Source organism: Thiocapsa rosea (assembly GCF_003634315.1).
In the GTDB taxonomy this organism is placed as follows: Bacteria; Pseudomonadota; Gammaproteobacteria; order Chromatiales; family Chromatiaceae; genus Thiocapsa; species Thiocapsa rosea.
Genome location: NZ_RBXL01000001.1, coordinates 2,651,384 through 2,667,758, shown reverse-complemented (window position 1 = coordinate 2,667,758; position 16,375 = coordinate 2,651,384). Strand labels below are relative to the sequence as shown.

Sequence of the window (16,375 nt, the reverse complement as noted above, 5' to 3'; positions counted from 1 at the left end):
CGAGCCGGATTGAGCCGTCAAGCGCATTGCCGGAAAGCGGTGTGCGGGAGGTCGCAACAATCCCCCGCACGTGTCTCACTCGCCAGGCATCTCACCCACCAGGACGCTGCGGCACCTTCTCGATCTTGGTCGTGTCGTAGCCGAGCCCCCCGAGGAAGGCGACGATCTCGTCGTATTTGTCCTGCGGGATCTCGGGCTCGCGGGCCATGACCCAGACATAGTCGCGCTTGGCCCGGCCGATAACGGTGATGCTGTAATCGGGCTCCAGCCAGACGATGCGGAAGTCCGCCTTGAAAGGCCAGATGAACTGCATCCACCAGAGGGCGTTGGTGTCGGTATCGCGCACGAAGCCTTTCGGATTGTGCGTCTTCAACGGCCCGTCGAAGCCGTCTTTGTTGAAGGTGAAGGTGGTGGCGATGGTGCCGTCCGGGTTCAGGGCATAGGACTCCACCGCGTTGTGGGCGCCCTTCTCCACAAAGGTCGGGATGTTGGCGATCACGTACCACTTGCCCATGAAGCGTTCGAGATCGACCTGCTTGACGGTATCCATTGGCGCGCCTCCTTCTTCGGTGCAGCCGCTCGCAAAGGCGAGCACGAGTGTGGTGAGCAAAATTGCCGAGAGTCTTTTCATGTCGGCGCCACCCGCTGGTAACGCAGCGTCTTACCCCTGCCGGTATCGCTTTCCAGCCCGATCCATCCGTGCTCGTCCGAGTACCAGAGGATCAGTTCGAGCTCGTCGGTACTGAGCTTGTAGCGCGCCGCAGCGACCTCTTCGCTGCCGAAACTGACCGAGTCCGTTCCTTGCGGCTGAACACGCACCGGCACCAGCTCGCCGGTTTGAGGGTTCAGGAGACGGTCCTGCTCCAGAAAATCTCGGTCCCAATAGGCGAAGGTCATGACGCAGCCGGGCAGACGACGCGACTCGCCGTTGACCGACAGGGCAAGCGCCTCCCCGCTTCCCTCACCCCGAACACGATAGTCCTTGCCGTTGTCGTCCGTGCTGGCCTCGATCCTCTGCAGACAGCCGTTGCGCCAGGTCTCGCGACTCTCGTGACGGTAGCTGTAGGCGGTGAAGATCCAAAAATTGATATCGAAGCTGGCGCGGCTCGACACCTGCGCCTCCTCGCCGAGCGCGCGGATATCGAAGCTGTGCTCGCCGATGGGATCCTGATCGAGGAAGACCTTGAACCTCAGATTCTCCGACTCGGTACTGGCGGAGACCCACGGTGCGGCTCCGACCATCAGGGCCACCGCGGCAGCCGGCCACCAGCGACGGCGGGCGGGCACCTGCGGCTCCGTCGCGGGTCGCGACCGCAACCGGCGTTGTTCTGTTTTCATCTTCATCTCTCCCGATAGACCTTGTTCAAAAAGCAGGCCGGTAGGGTGGATAAGCGCAGCGCAGTCTACCAGCGACGGCGCTGAACTCGGTGGACTTCGCTGTCGCTCGTCTACCCTACGACGCTTGTCCACCCGGCCCTTGACGTTCTAAACCGCGCCAGGTGCGTTATGCGTCATTTGTTGGAATTACTTGGAATTACTTGGCCGAGCCAGCTCCGACAGTTGTCGGATCTGGCGCGGTTTAAGGAATTGAAAAAATTAATTTTTTAAACCGCGTCTCGCCGAGATCGAGGAAGCCTCCGACGCTGAACACAACGTGAAAATGACGCATTTCGCTCTGGACGCGGTTTAAATATTCGAATCACTCCCGGTCCGCCGCGGCGGCCCCGGAAAGAAGGCGTTGGTGCGCGCGATGTAGTCGCGGTAAGCCGGGCGGCGCTCGCCGATATCCTTCTCCAACAAGGCCACGCCGGACACGCGCAGCAGCAGGAAGGTCATGAGCACCGGGGAGACGATCGTCCACCAGCCGCCGGCCGCGAGCGCGAACAGGAAGTAGCCCCACCAGATGCACGCCTCGCCGAAATAATTGGGATGACGGGTGTAGCGCCAAAGCCCCTGATCCATGACCTTGCCCTTGTTCTCGGGCCGGGCCTTGAAGTCGGCCAGTTGTTGATCGCCGACGGCTTCGAAAAAGAGCCCGACCAGCCAAAACGACAGTGCCGCGTAGTCGAGCCATCCGAGCGGGCTGGTGCCGAGTGTCGCCGCCAACAGCGGAAGCGCAATGATCCAGGCCAGGATCGCCTGCAGACCGAAGACGATGTACAGGCTCTTCCAGCGGAAACCCGGCTCGTTCTCCGCCCGAATGGCCTGGTAGCGCCGGTCCTCGCCGTGGCCCCAGTTGCGTTTGGTGATGAAGACGCTCAGCCGCACCGCCCAGAGGGTCACCAGGAAGAAGACAAGATAGGCGCGCTCACCCACCTCGGGCGCCCCGAGCAGGAAGACCGCGGCCATGAGCAGGAAGAAGAGCGACCAGAGCGAGTCGACGATGCTCACGTCGTTCAGCTTCAAGCTGACGAGCCAGGCGCCGAGACCCATGCCGAGCGCGGCGCCCAAGCCGGTGAGATAGAGATCGAGATCAAACACCTGCGCTGTTCTCCGTGAGTGTGGTCAAGGCAGCCGTCTTGGGAAAGCCGGCGCCGTCGAATCGCTGCGCCAGCCAAGCGCTCAGCGGCATCAGGAACGACCAGCCGCCCGCAAGCACGGCCATCGCCACAAAGGTGTCCGGGAAGGCGACTGCGCCGAGCTTGTGCCCGCCGTAGAAGGCGAGCGGCCCGCCGATCGCGCCGAGCACGACCGCCAAGGTCCAACGCCCCTTCAGCCAGCTCAACGCGACGTTCAGGGTCGTCGCAAACGCCACCCACATGGCGATGATCCAGATCGGGGCAAGCCAGGGCAGAAGCATGCCGGATGAATACTCAAGAAACCCGAAGCGCACCAGGAAGCCGTCCCATACGGCGCCGATGGCGCCGACGAGCGTCAACAACATCGCCTCGCGACGCGGCGCGGCGGACATCCGAAGGTGCAAGACAACGACCAGCGCGGCCACGCCGACCCCGAGCCAAGGCCATCCGTGCGCACCGCCCAGCACGCAGGCAAACCAGGCAATCTGGAACGCGACAAGGTTGACGACAAGTCTGAGCATGGTTCGCGTGTCCCGCGATTGGCGTTTCGTTCGGGAACATGTTGTGTCGCTCCGTCCCGAGACAAGCGTAGCCACCGATTCACACCCATTCGCAGCGTGTGAAGGATCACATGAGCGATGAGCGCCGACACGCTGACGACGCAGCATGAAAAGAGGCCATTTCAGCCATGCCTCCCCGACACGAGCCGCACGCGTCTCTGTTATGATCGCCTGTTGGAATCTTCGACCCCTAAACCGCGCCGACTCCAGCGGCCGTCACGTCTGCCGGGGCCGATCCCATCCAAAAACATCGCATACCGCGCTGGGCGCGGTTTAAATTCGAATCGCCTCGGGAGACCCCAGATGACAGCACGTCCGTTGAACCGCCTCGCCGCGTCCGCCCTTGCCGCCGTTCTCGTCGTGGGCTGCGCCGCCGACGGCTCCGGCCTGACCGAGACCGGCGCGGGAGCGGCGCTCGGCACCGCCGGAGGGGCAGCCGCGGGTGCGATCATCGGCTCGCTCAGCGCCAACGCTGGACGCGGCGCCCTGATCGGCGCGGTCGGCGGTGCTCTAGTCGGAACCGCCGTCGGCGCCTACATGGAAAACCAACGCAAGGACTTCGAGGCGGCCCTCGCCGACGAGATCGCCAGCGGCATGATCAGCGTGCAGAAACTGCCGAACGATCAACTGCTGGTGCGCATGACCGGGGCCACCACCTTCGAGATCGATTCCGACCGCATCCAGCCCGGCTTCTACAGCACGATGGATAAGATCTCCGCCATCGTCAAAAAATACGGCAAGACCGAGCTCTTGATCTCCGGACACACCGACAGCACTGGCTCCGCGCAGCACAACCAACTCCTCTCCCAACGGCGCGCCGGTGCCGTTCAGTACTATATGGAGGGCGACGGCGTGTTGCCGCAGCGCATCATCGCCACCGGCTACGGCAAGAATCAGCCGATCGCTTCGAACGAGACGGAAGCGGGCCGACGGCTCAACCGCCGGGTCGATATCACCATCGTGCCCATTACGGCCTGATCCGAGCAGTCAGTATCCGAGCAGTCAATCCGGCAAGTCGCTCGATCGGCCGATTCACGATCCCCGCAGGCCGGTCGAGCGGAGCAACCCCTGAGCCATCGAGCCGGAAGGATCGGGCCGAGACTCGGCTTTCGGCGTGGTCCATTCGAAGGACGCAGGATCGCGGGAGCCGAGATCCGACACGGCGCCTCGCACGATGACGCGATGACGCGATGACCGAGGTGGGCCGGTCCTTACTCGCGGCGCGGAACACACCGACATGGCCGACAAGCCGACGATCCTGATCGTCGATGACGCCCCGGAGAACCTGAGCGTCCTGAGCGGGTTGCTGTTGCCGGATTAGTCGGGTGCGGGTCGCCAACTCAGGCGCGCGCGCACTGAAGGTCGCCGCAAGTGCGCCGATCCCGGACCTCATCCTGCTCGATGTCATGATGCCGGACCTCGACGGATACGAGGTCATCAAACACCTCAAGGCGGACCCGCAGACCCACGACATCCCGGTCATCTTCGTCACGGCCCTGAGCGCGAACGAGGACGAGCACCGTGGTCTTGCACTCGGTGCCGTGGACTACATCGGCAAGCCGGTGAATCCCGCCACCGTACTCGCGCGGGTCCGCACGCATCTCGAACTCAAGCAGGCACGCGACAGAATGCGCGACGAGAACGTCCGACTCGAAGCCGAGGTCGAGCGTCGCGGCGGGAGATGGCCCGCACGGTGCTCGCGACCATCAGCCTGCCGGTGATGATCATCCATCCATTGTTCACTGTGGTGCTGGGTCTGCTGCTGGTCGAGCGTTTACGCCGCCGCCGCGATCTGGACGCCCTGCGTGCGAGCGAAGAGCGCTTTCATGGAACCTTCGAGCAAGCGGCGGTCGGCATCGCCATGGTCGCCCCGGATGGACGCTGGATCAAGGTCAACGCGCGCCTCTGTCACATCCTCGGCTACGACGTCGGGAGCCTGCTCGGATCGAGTCGGGAAAGTTGATCCTCGAATCTGCCCCGTTCGCTCTCGGCGCGCTGCTGCGCGATTCAGCGGCGCTGATGGCCGAGCGCGCGCGGGTGCGTGGACTCGCGCTGGCGGTCGAGCAGGATCCCCTGCTGCAGCGCGAGCCGATCGTCATCGGGGATGCCACACGGCATGCGGGTCGATGTCGTCGACGACGGAGCGCAGACAGGTCTTCCATGACTGGGCGGGCGTGATATTTGTTCACGGACATCGCCATCAAGCAGCAGCGCTCGGCCGAATGACGGGCGGCGCACCAAACTCCGAGCGCTGCAGTCCTGCTACGCGGCTGCCGCAAGCGGCTCGTGCGAGAGACACTTCTTGGGACAGACCCGCGAGCACGCCTGACAGCCGATACAGTCGAGCGCGTCTTTGAGATTCATCACCATCCCGGGCGCCTCGTCGAAATCGTCGTCGCCCTCGTCGTCGAGCTCTTCCAGATCGAGATCCTCGCGGTCGACCAGCTCGAAGACATCGCGCGGACAGACCTTATAACAGCGGCCGCAGCCGATGCAGTTGTTCTGGTTGATGCTCTCGATGAACGCAGGCGTCCATTCGACGCCTCCGCGGGTAATGCCGGTGACGATACTCATGGGTGTTTCTCCAGGTTCGGAAAGTGGGTTTGTTCAGGCGCTTTCGGCCTGAGCCGCCTTGAGCGCGGCATTGGCCTGCGCCCAGGCAAGGCAAGCGTCGTAAGTCGCCTGAGCGATGCCCGGAATCTCCTCGTAACCTGCAGGCAATCGGTCCTCGACCAGGTCATGCAGCTCACCCGCCCGCTCGGTAGCGATCCGTTTCGCCTTGCTCACGGCCTTCTCCAAGGCGCGAATCTCATCACCTGTCATGCCCCCGACCTCCTACGTACGCCTGAATGTTTTGAATCACCTCAATCGCGCCCGCGAAGGTCGAGGACAACCAGGAGTCCCAAGTCCTACGCGGACAACGCAGATCACAGCCGCGCGATTTAGAGGCCGGCCACCTTGGAATGCTCGCCGATCAGCTCGAGCGCGACCGACAGCACCTTGTCGGCCTCGTCCTTCATCTTCGAAAGGGTCGGAAAGCCGAAGCGGTGCACGTCGCGCAGCGAGCGGTCCAGCACGACCAGCTTGCCGACCGTGATGACGACACGCCCGAACCCTTCGTGGCTCAGGTGGACCAGCGGCACGGCCATCAGTCCGCATTCGGATTCGATCATGGCCGAGATAGCGTTGTAGTACGCCTTGATCCGCGCCACGACGGTCTCGTCGGGATCACCCACCAAGGGGATCTGCTGGCGCTTCTCCTTGGTCAAGATGAAGGGCTCCAGGAGCTGCTCGGAGGAGAGTGCGTCGAATTCGCCGTAGGGATCGATCGCGCGCATCTGGCGGTCCATCTCAAGCACGAATTGGGACTGCATCAGGCCCTCGTTGTTGGCGATTCCGGCAAGTGCCTCGGTCATGGTGATTTCCTCTTCTAAGTGACTGTCCATCTTGGACATGTGGTGTGTGCAGCGTGTGATTCAGAACGGCATCGGAACATCGGCGGAGGCCCCGCGGCGCACCAGGACCGGGCTGTAGCGCTCGCGGGCGGATTGCCCGCCGGTCAATCGGCCGCTCAGCCAGAGGCCGATCCCGAGACCGGCGATACCGAGCAGGGCCACGCTCCCCTCGCCCGCGCCGAGGTGCGTCGCCACGCCGGCGACCGCGATTAGGAACACCAGCGGCAGCAGGTAGGCGACGAACGACGCGCGCACGAGAGTCCCGTCGGGGATGCCGATCACGACCTGCTCGCCGACCCACAGCCCCTGCGCGTCGTCGATCCGCAAGCGACTCCGAGGCGCACCGAACACCTTTGCAAGCACCGAGGTGCCGCAACTGCCGGCACTTTCGCAGTGTCCGCAGGCGCTCTGCCGAACGGTTTCGACCCAGGCAACGCCCGGCTTCACATCGACGACGGTCGCGGGCGTCTCGATCATTCGCTCCAGCCCTCCGACTCCATCGCATCGAAGCGCCGGTTGCGCCCCGGGGCCCGGCCGGCGAGCGCGCGCGCAAGCCAGGCGCTCGGGCCGTCGCGCAGCTCGCCCTGCAGGTCGCGGATCAAACGGCTGACCGAGGTCCCCGGACTGACCTTCATCGGCTGGATTCCCTTGGCGCGAAGCTGGCTCACGGCCGATGCCCCGACCGCCTCGCAATAGACGACGTCGCAGCCCTCGAGCGCCGCGATCTTGGCGGCGAGCTTGTCCTCGTTGCCGTCCATCGCAAGGCGTGCGAACTGGATCGCCTCGAGCAAGTGATACTCGCGCGGGTCGATCGAGTAGACGACGAAGGACTCGGCCGCGCCGAAGTGCTGGTCGATCTGCTTCATGTCCGAGGAGGCGAAGGCCGCCTTGATGCGTGTCTCGGTCTCCATCGATGTCGCCTCGTCGCTCATGCACAGGACCTTCAGTCGTCGTTCCATTCCCACAAGGAACCTCCCTTAAAGCGCTTTTTTGGCCGCAGCTTGCGTGTCTTTCATGGGCTGTGGTCCGGTTGCCGACGTCGCGGTCCATGACTGCCGCGCTTTAAGATGAATGAATCGAGACCGCTTCATGCCAAGACCATCGTTTCGAAACGCGGCTTGGACTCGCGACGCCATGACGCTGCGTCAGTGCGGGCGTGGTTCCGCGCAGACGTCGTCCGGGCGCTGCTTGAGCGTCGAGCGATAGGGATGGATTTCCCCGCGCTCCTCGCCGAGCAGCAGATTGGCCAGATCGAAAATGGCGTCGCGCGTGCCGCGATAACCGATCCAGGTCCGCCGAAAGCCGCCGACCCGGTCGTACTGCGGGAAACCGGCGCGCAACATGGGGATGCCCAGTCGCTCCGCGGAGTGGACCGCATGCGAGTTGCCGATCAGGATCTCGGCGCCGCGCTCGCGCGCGGCGATCTCGAGATCTTCCAGATCGCCGATCTTCACCTGCTCGGCGACAACATCCTGCAAGGCCGGGGCGTTGGCCGGGGCCACGGCGGCGACCACCTCGGCCCCCACGCTTGCGAGCATCCGACTGAAGCCGACCAAGAAATCCGGCTCCGCGGCGATCGCAAAGCGCGACATGCCGAGCATGAAGTGGCAGTCGAGCAGAGCGTCCTGGAGCTGTGCGCGCTGGCGCTCGATCTTAGCCGGGACCGGGCGCTCGGCGATCTGCGCAAGCGTCATCACGAGCCCGTCGACGGCATCGATGTCCATCAGATGCGCGAAGCGATAATCCGGAACGCCGGTGCGCTCCGCCAAGGCATCGGCCGCCGCGTCCATCGAGGCGCCGATCACCAGGGTCGCCAGGGCATCGCCGACGCTCGCCAAATCACTCACGCGGGTCCCGCCGATGGTCAGGGGGTTGTAGTCGGTCTCGGGCAGATGGCCGTCGAGCGAGTCCGAGAGATCGGGAAGCACCATCGGGGACAGACCGAACGCCTCGATCAGATCCTTCAGATACTCGATGTCGCCGGGCGTCAGATGCGATCCAGGCAGGACATTCACCTGACGCTCGCGACGCCCCGGCCGAGTGCCGGCCTCGGCGCGGGTCGGGACGAGCGTCTCGATGATCGCCTTGGTCGTCTGCGCGTAGCCGGACTCCATGCAGCCGGTGAAGTCCGGCGTGGACACCGGCACGACGGCGATCCCCGCGAACTGCGGCCAGGTCTCGCGAAAGACCCGCACCGCCATCGCGATGTCTGCGCCCTGGGTCTCGACCAGGCCCGTGGTCGGCAGACCGATCAGGTCCGGCGCACTTTTCTCGCAGATGGTCTTCAGCCCTTCGACGACCTGCGCCTCGCTGCCCATGATGGCGCTGACCTGATCGATCGCCGTGGTCTGCAAGGGGATCGGCTCGCGGAAATGACGCACGAAGAAGATCTTCCCGAAGGCCGTACAGCCTTGGGATCCGTGCAACATCGGGATGGTCCGGTTGAAGCCGAGGAAGGCGAGCGCCGCGCCGACGGTCGAGCTGGCCTTCAGCGGGCTGACCGAAAGGGCCTTGTTGCGTTTGATAATCTCAGGCATGGGACTGCACCTCGACAGGGGCGCTTTCGCTTGCGGCAAGCCCTAGGGACTTCGCCGGCATCGGATGGGTTTGCCCCTCTGCCGCCGCCCAGGGCGCCGGACGCCGCACCGCATCCCAGATCGGACTCTCGACCGTCAAACAGAGCTGGCGCGCCAGCTCGACCATGCCGACATAGCCGGCATAGCCGAATTCGCGCTCCTGATTGATGTCGAGGAAGGGGATACGGGCCTTGAGCGCCGTGTAGAGGTTGCGCCCCCCGGCGATCAGGATGTCGACGTCGTTTTCTCTGACCCGATCGATTAGGCCGCGCGGGTTGCCGTCCTCGATCATGACCGCGTCCTCGCCCATCAGCGCACGGATGCGCGCCTTGTCCTCCTCCGTGGACTTGCGGGTGCCGGTCGCGACCACCGTCATGCCCAGATCCTGCAGGGCCGAGATGATCGACCAAGACTTGACCCCGCCGGTGTAGAGCAGGACCTTGCGGCCCTGGAGACGCGCCCGATAGGGCTCGAGTGCCGCGTGGATCTTGGCCTCCTCGCGGGCGACGAGCGCTTCGGTACGGCGGGTGAGATCCGGGTCGTCGATGATCCGCGCGAAATCACGCAGCGCCTGCGAGACGTCCGCGACCCCGTAGAAGCTGCCCTCAAACCAAGGGGTGCCGTAGGACTCCTTGAGCTTGCGCGCGACGTTGATCATGGCCTTGGAGCAGACCATCATGTTGACCTCCGCGCGGTGCATGGTCTGCACCTCGTGGAAGCGAGCGTCCCCGGACAGGCTGCAGAGCACACGCAGACCCAGCTCGTCGAGCAGGGGCAAGACGTTCCAGAACTCGCCGGCGATGTTGTACTCGGCGACCAGATTCACATCGTGGACCTTGAAACCCTCGTGCTCGATCCCCGGCGGGACCGGATCGGGCTCGCGGGTGCCGCAGACCTGGGCGACCATGGTCTCGCCGGCGATCCGGTTGCCGAGATTCTTGGTGCCGTAGAAGCCGGCGGCGTCGACCGACACCACGGGCGTGCCCCACCGCTTCTGCGCCTCCCGACAGACCGCACCGACATCGTCGCCGGTCAGGGCGGGCACGCAGGTGTTGTAAACGAAGACCGCCGCGGGCTTGTAGCTGTCGATCGCCTGCTTGATCCCGAGGAACAGCCGCTTCTCGCTGCGGCCCATGATGACGTCCTGCTCGGTGAGGTCCGTCGTCATGCCGATCTTGTAGAGGCTCGGACCGCTCGAACGCGCACCGCGGTTGTCCCAGGAGTTGCCCGCACAGGCGATGGAGCCATGCACGATGTGCGCGACATCCGCGATCGGTAGAAGCGCGATCTGCGCCCCGTCGAAGGAGCAGCCGCCGGCCGTCGCGCCGGGCTTGAGCTTGGCGCAACCCGACTTTTCCTTCGTGTTGTGCGCACACGCCGGCTCGTCGAGCAGCGCGGCGATCTCTTTTTGTTTCATGAAGGCTCCAAGGGCGTTCGCTTTGGAGCTTCTTAAGCAGGCGCTATGCCAATCGCTATACTTTTGTTTTAATGAGAGAAGAGCATGTGTCTGTCGGTTTCCCGACACGATGGATGTCTGAAATCCCCGCAATCCTTTATGGTGATTTCACGGGCACGGAGCAGCCATTACGCACGTGAACGAAAACGCCGGGGTTACACCATGCCGGGATGGGACACCGGCCACGTGTGTCGCGATCAGCCGGGGAACTCGGGTCAGCGATCGCCACCGGCCATCGCGCAGGCAACGATGCGCCGGAGCAGATCGGCTGCGAAGGCGTGTTCGTCCGGGCTTCCGCTGCCCTCGCGGGCGATATACACCTCGACACCGACATAGCGGGGCGTGGCACGGTCCCACACCATCGGCGGCAGATCCGGTCGCGCGAGCGGGAACGGGAACGGGCGAACACCGGCCAAATCGGCGAATGCGCCGCCGGTGTCGGCCACGAGCTGGATGCCTCTGACCGGGTCGCCGTCGAGGGGACCCGCGGAGGCGATGCGCGCAAGCAGGCTCTGGGCGGCGCAGAAGACGTCGGCCGAGCGACGCAGCTCATCGATCCCGGTATGCAGGTCGATGATCAGCTGCTGGCCGGGCTTTACGCGTTCGAGGATCTGCAAATACAGCTCGCCGTGGCGTCGCCGCCAGCTCGCCAGCTCGTCGGGCAGCGGGCGCTGGCCGGACAGACCGAGCGGGATTCGCAGCACGGCGAAGGTGGCCGGATCGAGACGCGCAGCAACCTGCTCGCCGAAACCCAGCTCGCCGCGGTGCGCGCCGATGACGAGCAGCACCGGCGGAGCCCCGCGACCCGGACGGGGATGACTGTGGTCGGTGGCCCGTGCACGTGTGTTGGGCATCGCCGGGTTGAATACGCGTTAAGCCCGACCGCCCGGAGGCCGGACCGCCGGCTTCGCGACAAGGTGCCGCTCGGACGAAGTCCCGCACTGCACCTGCGGATCCCGCGCGGCGAGCATCCCCGCGGCCCGGAGACACACCTTCATCGGGCCTCGCGAGTCGGAGGCTTTCGAGGAATTGCCACCGGTACCGCATGCGACGACCGGGACTTGTCCGCCACCCGATCGACGACGCCGCACGCACCCTTGCCGCAGCCGTCGCAGCGACCGCCACGGCGCCACAGCTTTCCGTAGAGATAGACCAGCGCGACGGCGACCACCGCTGCGACAACGGCCAGATCGAGCCAGCCGACGGGCTGCTCGGCCGAGATGTCGATCGCAGGCGTGCGATCGACCGCCATCTCGGAGGCCATGGACTGGAGCTGCGCGGATGCCTTCACCTCCCCTGTAACCGATGGCGCGGCGGAATCGGCCGGATGCCCGAGCTGCTCGGTGATCTGATCGGTCATCGGATACTCGTCGGGTTGACCATGAGGGTGGTAGGGAACGGCAAGAAAATAAGTCAAACAACTCGACGATGGAAGACCTTTCCCGCCCTTGTCGTTGTCGTAATCGATCGCCGCCACGCCCACGGATCGGAGACGCAGTCCAGTCATCGCCTCGTGACCCGAGTCTCCCTCAGGCGGGCAGGCCTCGGCGGATGGTGCGCCGCCCGCCGATCAAGCCGACCACGATCAGCAGGGCCAACGCGCCAAGGTAGACTGCGGTCATCACCTGGATGCCGCTCGCCCCGATCGCAGTGCCGATACCGTAGACCAGGCTGGCGACGGCGAGCCCGAGCAGCGTCGGGAAGACGATCGAGAACAGCATCCATTTGTACGAGCCGGTCTGGACCTTGACCATGATGGTGGTCGCGAGACACGGGGGATAGAGCGCGAAGAACAGGATGAGCGCGACGGCCATCAGCGCGGTCGCCCCGCCGGCCGCGGTCTCGGCGCCCATGCGCTGCTCCAGGGTCTGGTTGGTGTCGTCGTCCTGCTGAAACAGCACGCCCAGCGTTGCGACGCTGCTCTCGCGCGCGGCGAACGACGCCAAGAGCGCGACATTGATCTTCCAGTCGAAGCCCGCGAACTGCGTGACCGGCTCGAGCCCGCGACCGATGCTGCCGAGCACGGAGTGGGTGATGCGCTCCTCGCGCATCTCGCGTCGCAGCGTCTGGCGCACCCTGGCGAGATCGCGCAGGGCGCGGCTGGCCTGCCTCGCGTCCTGGTCGGCGGAGGGCGGCCTGACCAGCGCATAGAAGCTCGGGTTGCGTGTTTCGAAGCGCTCGGCCACCGCCTTGGAGCCGGCCTCGCCCTTGGCGTTGAGCCGTGCCCGCTTGTAGTCGGTCTCGAAGTTCAGCAGGTCGACCAGCGACTCGGCACCGCCGCCGAGGACGGCTTCATGATAGGCGTTGCCGGCCAGCGCCTGCTCGAAACGCGCGACCGCCGCCTGCCCTTGCTGCTCGAAATGGGCGCTGCGCTCCGCCGGCAAACCCGGCACATGCAGCAAAGTGAACACGACCACGGCGACCGCAAGCACGACGGTGCCGACCTTCTTCACGTACTGCCAGGTGCGCTCCAACGAGCGGCGCAGCACACCCCACAGGGTCGGCAGGTGGTAGTGCGGCAGCTCCATGACGAACGGCGAGGTCTCCTGCCCGCGCAGCAGGGTGACCGTCAGGAGCTTCGACACCAGGAGCGCAAAGATGATGGTCATCGTCGAGATGTAGAACATCATCAAGGTCTTATCCTCGACGAAGAAGATACCGAGCAGGAGCGTATAGAGCGGAACCTTGGCCAGGCAGTTCATGTAGGGCACGGCAAAGATGGTCGCCATCCGCGCCCGGTGGTCCGGGATCCCCTTGGTCGCCATGACGCCGGGCACCGCACAGCCGCCGGCAAACACGCCGCCTAAGATCAGCGGCAGCGTACTTTGCCCGTGCAGCCCGAAGCGATGCAGGATCTTATCGAGAATGAAGGCGATGCGGGCCATGTAGCCCGTGTCCTCGATGATGGCGATGGCCGCGAACAGGATCAGGAAGATCGGCACGTAGTTGAGCAGCGTATTGGCCGAGTCCACGAGCCAGAGCCCCATAGCGCGCGTGTAGGGATCGTTCAGGAACCCGGCGGCCGGCAGCAGCCCGGCGATCAGCTCGCGCAGGCCGGCCAGGAGCGGCCAGGTGTAGGTGGTCAGCTCGTAGCCCCAAACGATCGAGACCTGGTAGATCATGAAGACCGTCAGGACCAGAAAGAAGGGCGCCGCAGCGCGATTCAGCACCACGCGGTCGATCCGCTCGGTCAGCGTCGGACGACCGCCGGCCGCACCGCTCAGCACGCCGGCGAGCAGCGCGGTGACGGCGCGGTCGCGACAGGCGACGACGTGGTCCCCGACCGAGCGCCCTTGCGCCGCCGCGAAGGCCGTGCGCAGGTCCGTGGCGCGCGTGAGCAACGGCTGCGCGATCGCATCGCCGACGCTGCTCGCGAGCAGGCGGTCGGCCTGGAGGTCGCCCTCCAGAAGCTTCAGCGCCAGCCAGCGGCGAGGCGTGTCGCCGAGGCTATCGAGCGCGTCGAGCGCGGTGCGAAGCTCGGTGATCGCCGGCTCCAGCGCCCCGTAGTCCACCGGAGGCGCCGTGCCGACGGCGGGCTCGTTCGCCGCGGCCCGCTCCCGGATGGCCTGTCGCAGCGGCTCGCGGCCCTGATTCTTGCGCCCGACCGTCGGCACCACCGGCAACCCGAGCCGCCGCGCGAGTGCGTCCTGGTCGATGCGGATGTCGCGCCCTGCGGCCACGTCCATCATGTTCAGGGCCAAGACCGTCGGCAGGCCCATCTCCAGCAATTGAAGCGTCAGGTGCAGCGAACGCTGAAGATTCGACGCATCCACGACATTCACGGTCACGTCCGGGCGCTCGGCGAGCAGGAAGTCTCGTGCGACCCGCTCCTCCAACGAGAACGAGGTGAGGCTGTAGGTCCCGGGCAAGTCCACCGTCCGGACCGCGCCTTCGGCATCCGCGTACTGGCCGTACTTCTTGTCGACGGTCACGCCCGGATAGTTCGCAACGTGCTGCCGCGCCCCGGTCAAGAGGTTGAAGAGTGTGGACTTTCCGGCGTTCTGCTGACCCGCGAGGGCCACCAGCAGGGGTTTGCTCGCGCTCATCGGCGAGACCCCTCGGCGGGCGGGCTTGCAGATGGACCGGCGTCGGTGCCTTCCGGCCGCGGGTCATCGCCCGCGTCGGGTTCCTCGACCTCGACGGTCGCCGCCTCCTGTCGGCGCAAGGTGATGCTGCCGGCCGCAAGCCGAATCTCGATCGGATCGTTGAGGGGGGCGCTGCGCACCATCGTCACCACCGTGTTCGGCATCAACCCCAGGTCGAGGAGGCGCTGGCGCACCGCCCCGGCGGAGCGGTGGCCACGGATGCGCACGCGCTGCCCCGGTGGGATGTCGTTCAGCGTGCGGGACGGGGGATCGGGGATGCGGGACATGGGAGGACTCGAGTTGAGAGTAGACGCACGAACTGAAAGGTGTTGTCAGTGTAAGCGCGGCCGACTGCAAACGGCAACAAGAATGATTGTTATTTATTCTCTGGCGATGGCTCCGCAGGCGGAAACAGCGCAAGGGCAAGGAGCCCGTAAAAGCCCGTGAACGCGACCAATGCGAGGGCCGGGAGCATCCCCGGGCGTGTCGGACCGCGGCGTCGCACGAGCCGAATTGCGATCCACATCGCGGCGGCGATGCCGAGCAGCGCCGTCGGTCCGTGCAGGTGCAGATCGAGTGTCAGGTCACGACGGTTCGGGTCATGCAGATCGATCCCGAAGGGGACGAATGCGCGCCAAAACCGATCGATAGGCCGGGACACCGCCATACCCATCTCCCGCTCATAGAGGTCGATCGGCTGGAATGCGGGGTCCATGACAACGGACTTGATCTGCACGTCGTCGGAATAGACCGCGGTGCGATGGAGGGGGTCGAACAGGACCTTGAGCGCCATGCGATCCGGGTCGTAGCCGGGCAGGTCGAGCGGCGTCAAGCGGAAGTCCGTCTGGCCCAGCAGGAACAGCCGGCCGTCCTCGCCGAGCAGCAGACCCAGATGCTCGCCGCGCTTGTTCTCGGCCACCTTCAGATGACGCACGGCGAGCCCGTCCGGCAGCGCTACCGGATCGACGGCGGGCTCGCCCCGGACGCGTCGGAGCCGGAACAGCGCCCCATCGGCATCGAGCAGGAACAGACCGGCGTCGAAAGGCTTCAGAATCGAGACGCGGCCGAAGATGGCCCGCACCGGAAAGGCAAAGCCGGCGTCCGCGAGCGCCGTCGTAAAGAGATCGGTCAATGCCGGATCGAGGCGGTTGGCGTCACTACCGATGAACGTCAGCCGCTCGCCCGCACGCAGGATGTCCTCCGGGAAGGTCAAGCCGGCGCGGCCCGGCGCGGACTCCAACAGGGGAAACAGCGGGATGCGCGGGGCATGGCCGGGCAGTTCGGCGGGCGTCAGCTCCAGCACCTGGCGCTCGGCTTGGATCGCGGCCTTGTCGAAGCTCCGGCCCGCGAGCGTAAGCGGCAGCTTGCCCCAGAGTTCCATGTTCTTGTAGTAAATGAAGGGGAGCAGGCTCTCGAACTCCTCGCGCGCGTAATCCTTGCCGTCTTGATCGCGGTAGACGAATTGGTGGCCCTCGCCGATCAGCTCGGTATAGACGAAGCGCTCGATGACCGGGCTGTAGAACAGCGCCGTCTTGCCGTAGCGATGGGGGAACAGCAGGTCCTTGGCGAGCGGCAGCCAGACCGCGAGCAGAAAGACGGTCAGCAGCATCAGCGACCAGCGGGCAACGCGGGCGGTCATCATCCTAAACCGCGTCCAGGGCGATATGCGTCATTGTCACTTTGCATTTGGTTTCGGGGATATCCTCGATCTCGGTGAGACGCGG

The 16,375-nt window shown here is 65.3% G+C and carries 19 protein-coding genes; 3 read left to right on the top strand and 16 right to left on the bottom strand.

Features of this window, described 5'->3' with window-relative positions; genetic code table 11:
- Window positions 1-91: 91 nt before the first annotated feature.
- From BDD21_RS11810 to BDD21_RS11795, 4 genes are all read right to left on the bottom strand, one after another.
- Window positions 92-631, bottom strand: a complete 540-nt coding sequence (locus BDD21_RS11810) for a lipocalin family protein (protein WP_120797341.1) — start codon at window positions 629-631, stop codon at window positions 92-94.
- On the bottom strand, window positions 628-1,338 hold the full coding sequence (locus BDD21_RS11805) for a DUF6134 family protein (protein ID WP_211335036.1): 711 nt from the start codon (window positions 1,336-1,338) through the stop codon (window positions 628-630). Before BDD21_RS11805 ends, BDD21_RS11810 begins: the two co-directional genes overlap by 4 nt.
- Window positions 1,339-1,686: 348 nt before the next feature.
- Window positions 1,687-2,481 carry a DUF1295 domain-containing protein gene (locus BDD21_RS11800; protein ID WP_120797340.1) on the bottom strand — a complete coding sequence of 265 codons (795 nt, stop codon included), beginning with the start codon at window positions 2,479-2,481 and terminating at the stop codon, window positions 1,687-1,689.
- Window positions 2,474-3,040: a DUF2878 domain-containing protein gene (locus tag BDD21_RS11795; protein WP_120797339.1), complete on the bottom strand. Its 567-nt coding sequence runs from the start codon at window positions 3,038-3,040 to the stop codon at window positions 2,474-2,476. Before BDD21_RS11795 ends, BDD21_RS11800 begins: the two co-directional genes overlap by 8 nt.
- Before the next feature lie 342 nt (window positions 3,041-3,382).
- On the opposite strand from BDD21_RS11795, the gene BDD21_RS11790 reads away from it, so the two are divergent.
- The 3 genes from BDD21_RS11790 (at window position 3,383) to BDD21_RS11780 (ending at window position 5,042) form a co-directional block, all read left to right on the top strand.
- Entirely contained in the window at window positions 3,383-4,057 is a 675-nt protein-coding gene (locus BDD21_RS11790) for a YiaD family glycine zipper/OmpA-like lipoprotein (protein ID WP_120797338.1), read from the top strand.
- Between the two features lie 347 nt (window positions 4,058-4,404).
- Window positions 4,405-4,800, top strand: coding sequence for a response regulator (locus BDD21_RS11785; protein WP_245969550.1), 396 nt, complete (start codon window positions 4,405-4,407; stop codon window positions 4,798-4,800).
- Complete coding sequence (locus tag BDD21_RS11780) at window positions 4,773-5,042, top strand: PAS domain S-box protein (RefSeq protein WP_211335035.1); 270 nt, start codon at window positions 4,773-4,775, stop codon at window positions 5,040-5,042. The genes BDD21_RS11785 and BDD21_RS11780 overlap by 28 nt, the downstream gene beginning before the upstream one ends.
- A 299-nt stretch (window positions 5,043-5,341) precedes the next feature.
- Here the strand turns inward: BDD21_RS11780 and fdxB are convergent, their stop codons facing one another.
- The 12 genes from fdxB to BDD21_RS11715 form a co-directional block, all read right to left on the bottom strand.
- Window positions 5,342-5,653 carry a ferredoxin III, nif-specific gene (gene fdxB, locus BDD21_RS11770; protein ID WP_120797335.1) on the bottom strand — a complete coding sequence of 104 codons (312 nt, stop codon included), beginning with the start codon at window positions 5,651-5,653 and terminating at the stop codon, window positions 5,342-5,344.
- Window positions 5,654-5,686: 33 nt separating this feature from the next.
- Entirely contained in the window at window positions 5,687-5,902 is a 216-nt protein-coding gene (locus tag BDD21_RS11765) for a CCE_0567 family metalloprotein (RefSeq protein ID WP_007195531.1), read from the bottom strand.
- A 119-nt stretch (window positions 5,903-6,021) separates the two neighbouring features.
- Window positions 6,022-6,495: a NifX-associated nitrogen fixation protein gene (locus tag BDD21_RS11760; protein ID WP_120799880.1), complete on the bottom strand. Its 474-nt coding sequence runs from the start codon at window positions 6,493-6,495 to the stop codon at window positions 6,022-6,024.
- 60 nt (window positions 6,496-6,555) lie between these two features.
- Window positions 6,556-7,011, bottom strand: a complete 456-nt coding sequence (locus BDD21_RS11755) for a SoxR reducing system RseC family protein (RefSeq protein WP_120797334.1) — start codon at window positions 7,009-7,011, stop codon at window positions 6,556-6,558.
- Complete coding sequence (locus BDD21_RS11750; protein WP_120797333.1) at window positions 7,008-7,499, bottom strand: NifB/NifX family molybdenum-iron cluster-binding protein; 492 nt, start codon at window positions 7,497-7,499, stop codon at window positions 7,008-7,010. Before BDD21_RS11750 ends, BDD21_RS11755 begins: the two co-directional genes overlap by 4 nt.
- 180 nt (window positions 7,500-7,679) lie before the next feature.
- On the bottom strand, window positions 7,680-9,071 hold the full coding sequence (gene nifN, locus BDD21_RS11745; RefSeq protein WP_120797332.1) for a nitrogenase iron-molybdenum cofactor biosynthesis protein NifN: 1,392 nt from the start codon (window positions 9,069-9,071) through the stop codon (window positions 7,680-7,682).
- Complete coding sequence (gene nifE / locus BDD21_RS11740; RefSeq protein WP_120797331.1) at window positions 9,064-10,527, bottom strand: nitrogenase iron-molybdenum cofactor biosynthesis protein NifE; 1,464 nt, start codon at window positions 10,525-10,527, stop codon at window positions 9,064-9,066. Before nifE ends, nifN begins: the two co-directional genes overlap by 8 nt.
- Before the next feature lie 254 nt (window positions 10,528-10,781).
- Window positions 10,782-11,420, bottom strand: a complete 639-nt coding sequence (locus BDD21_RS11735) for a hypothetical protein (RefSeq protein WP_120797330.1) — start codon at window positions 11,418-11,420, stop codon at window positions 10,782-10,784.
- Between the two features lie 140 nt (window positions 11,421-11,560).
- Window positions 11,561-11,926 (bottom strand): hypothetical protein, encoded by a 366-nt coding sequence (locus BDD21_RS11730; RefSeq protein WP_147431064.1) that lies wholly within the window; start codon window positions 11,924-11,926, stop codon window positions 11,561-11,563.
- 169 nt (window positions 11,927-12,095) lie between these two features.
- Window positions 12,096-14,612 (bottom strand): ferrous iron transport protein B, encoded by a 2,517-nt coding sequence (gene feoB / locus BDD21_RS11725; RefSeq protein WP_120797328.1) that lies wholly within the window; start codon window positions 14,610-14,612, stop codon window positions 12,096-12,098.
- Window positions 14,609-14,938 (bottom strand): FeoA family protein, encoded by a 330-nt coding sequence (locus BDD21_RS11720; RefSeq protein WP_120797327.1) that lies wholly within the window; start codon window positions 14,936-14,938, stop codon window positions 14,609-14,611. Before BDD21_RS11720 ends, feoB begins: the two co-directional genes overlap by 4 nt.
- Before the next feature lie 89 nt (window positions 14,939-15,027).
- On the bottom strand, window positions 15,028-16,293 hold the full coding sequence (locus tag BDD21_RS11715) for a DUF4857 domain-containing protein (protein ID WP_245969548.1): 1,266 nt from the start codon (window positions 16,291-16,293) through the stop codon (window positions 15,028-15,030).
- Between the last annotated feature and the right edge of the window lie 82 nt (window positions 16,294-16,375).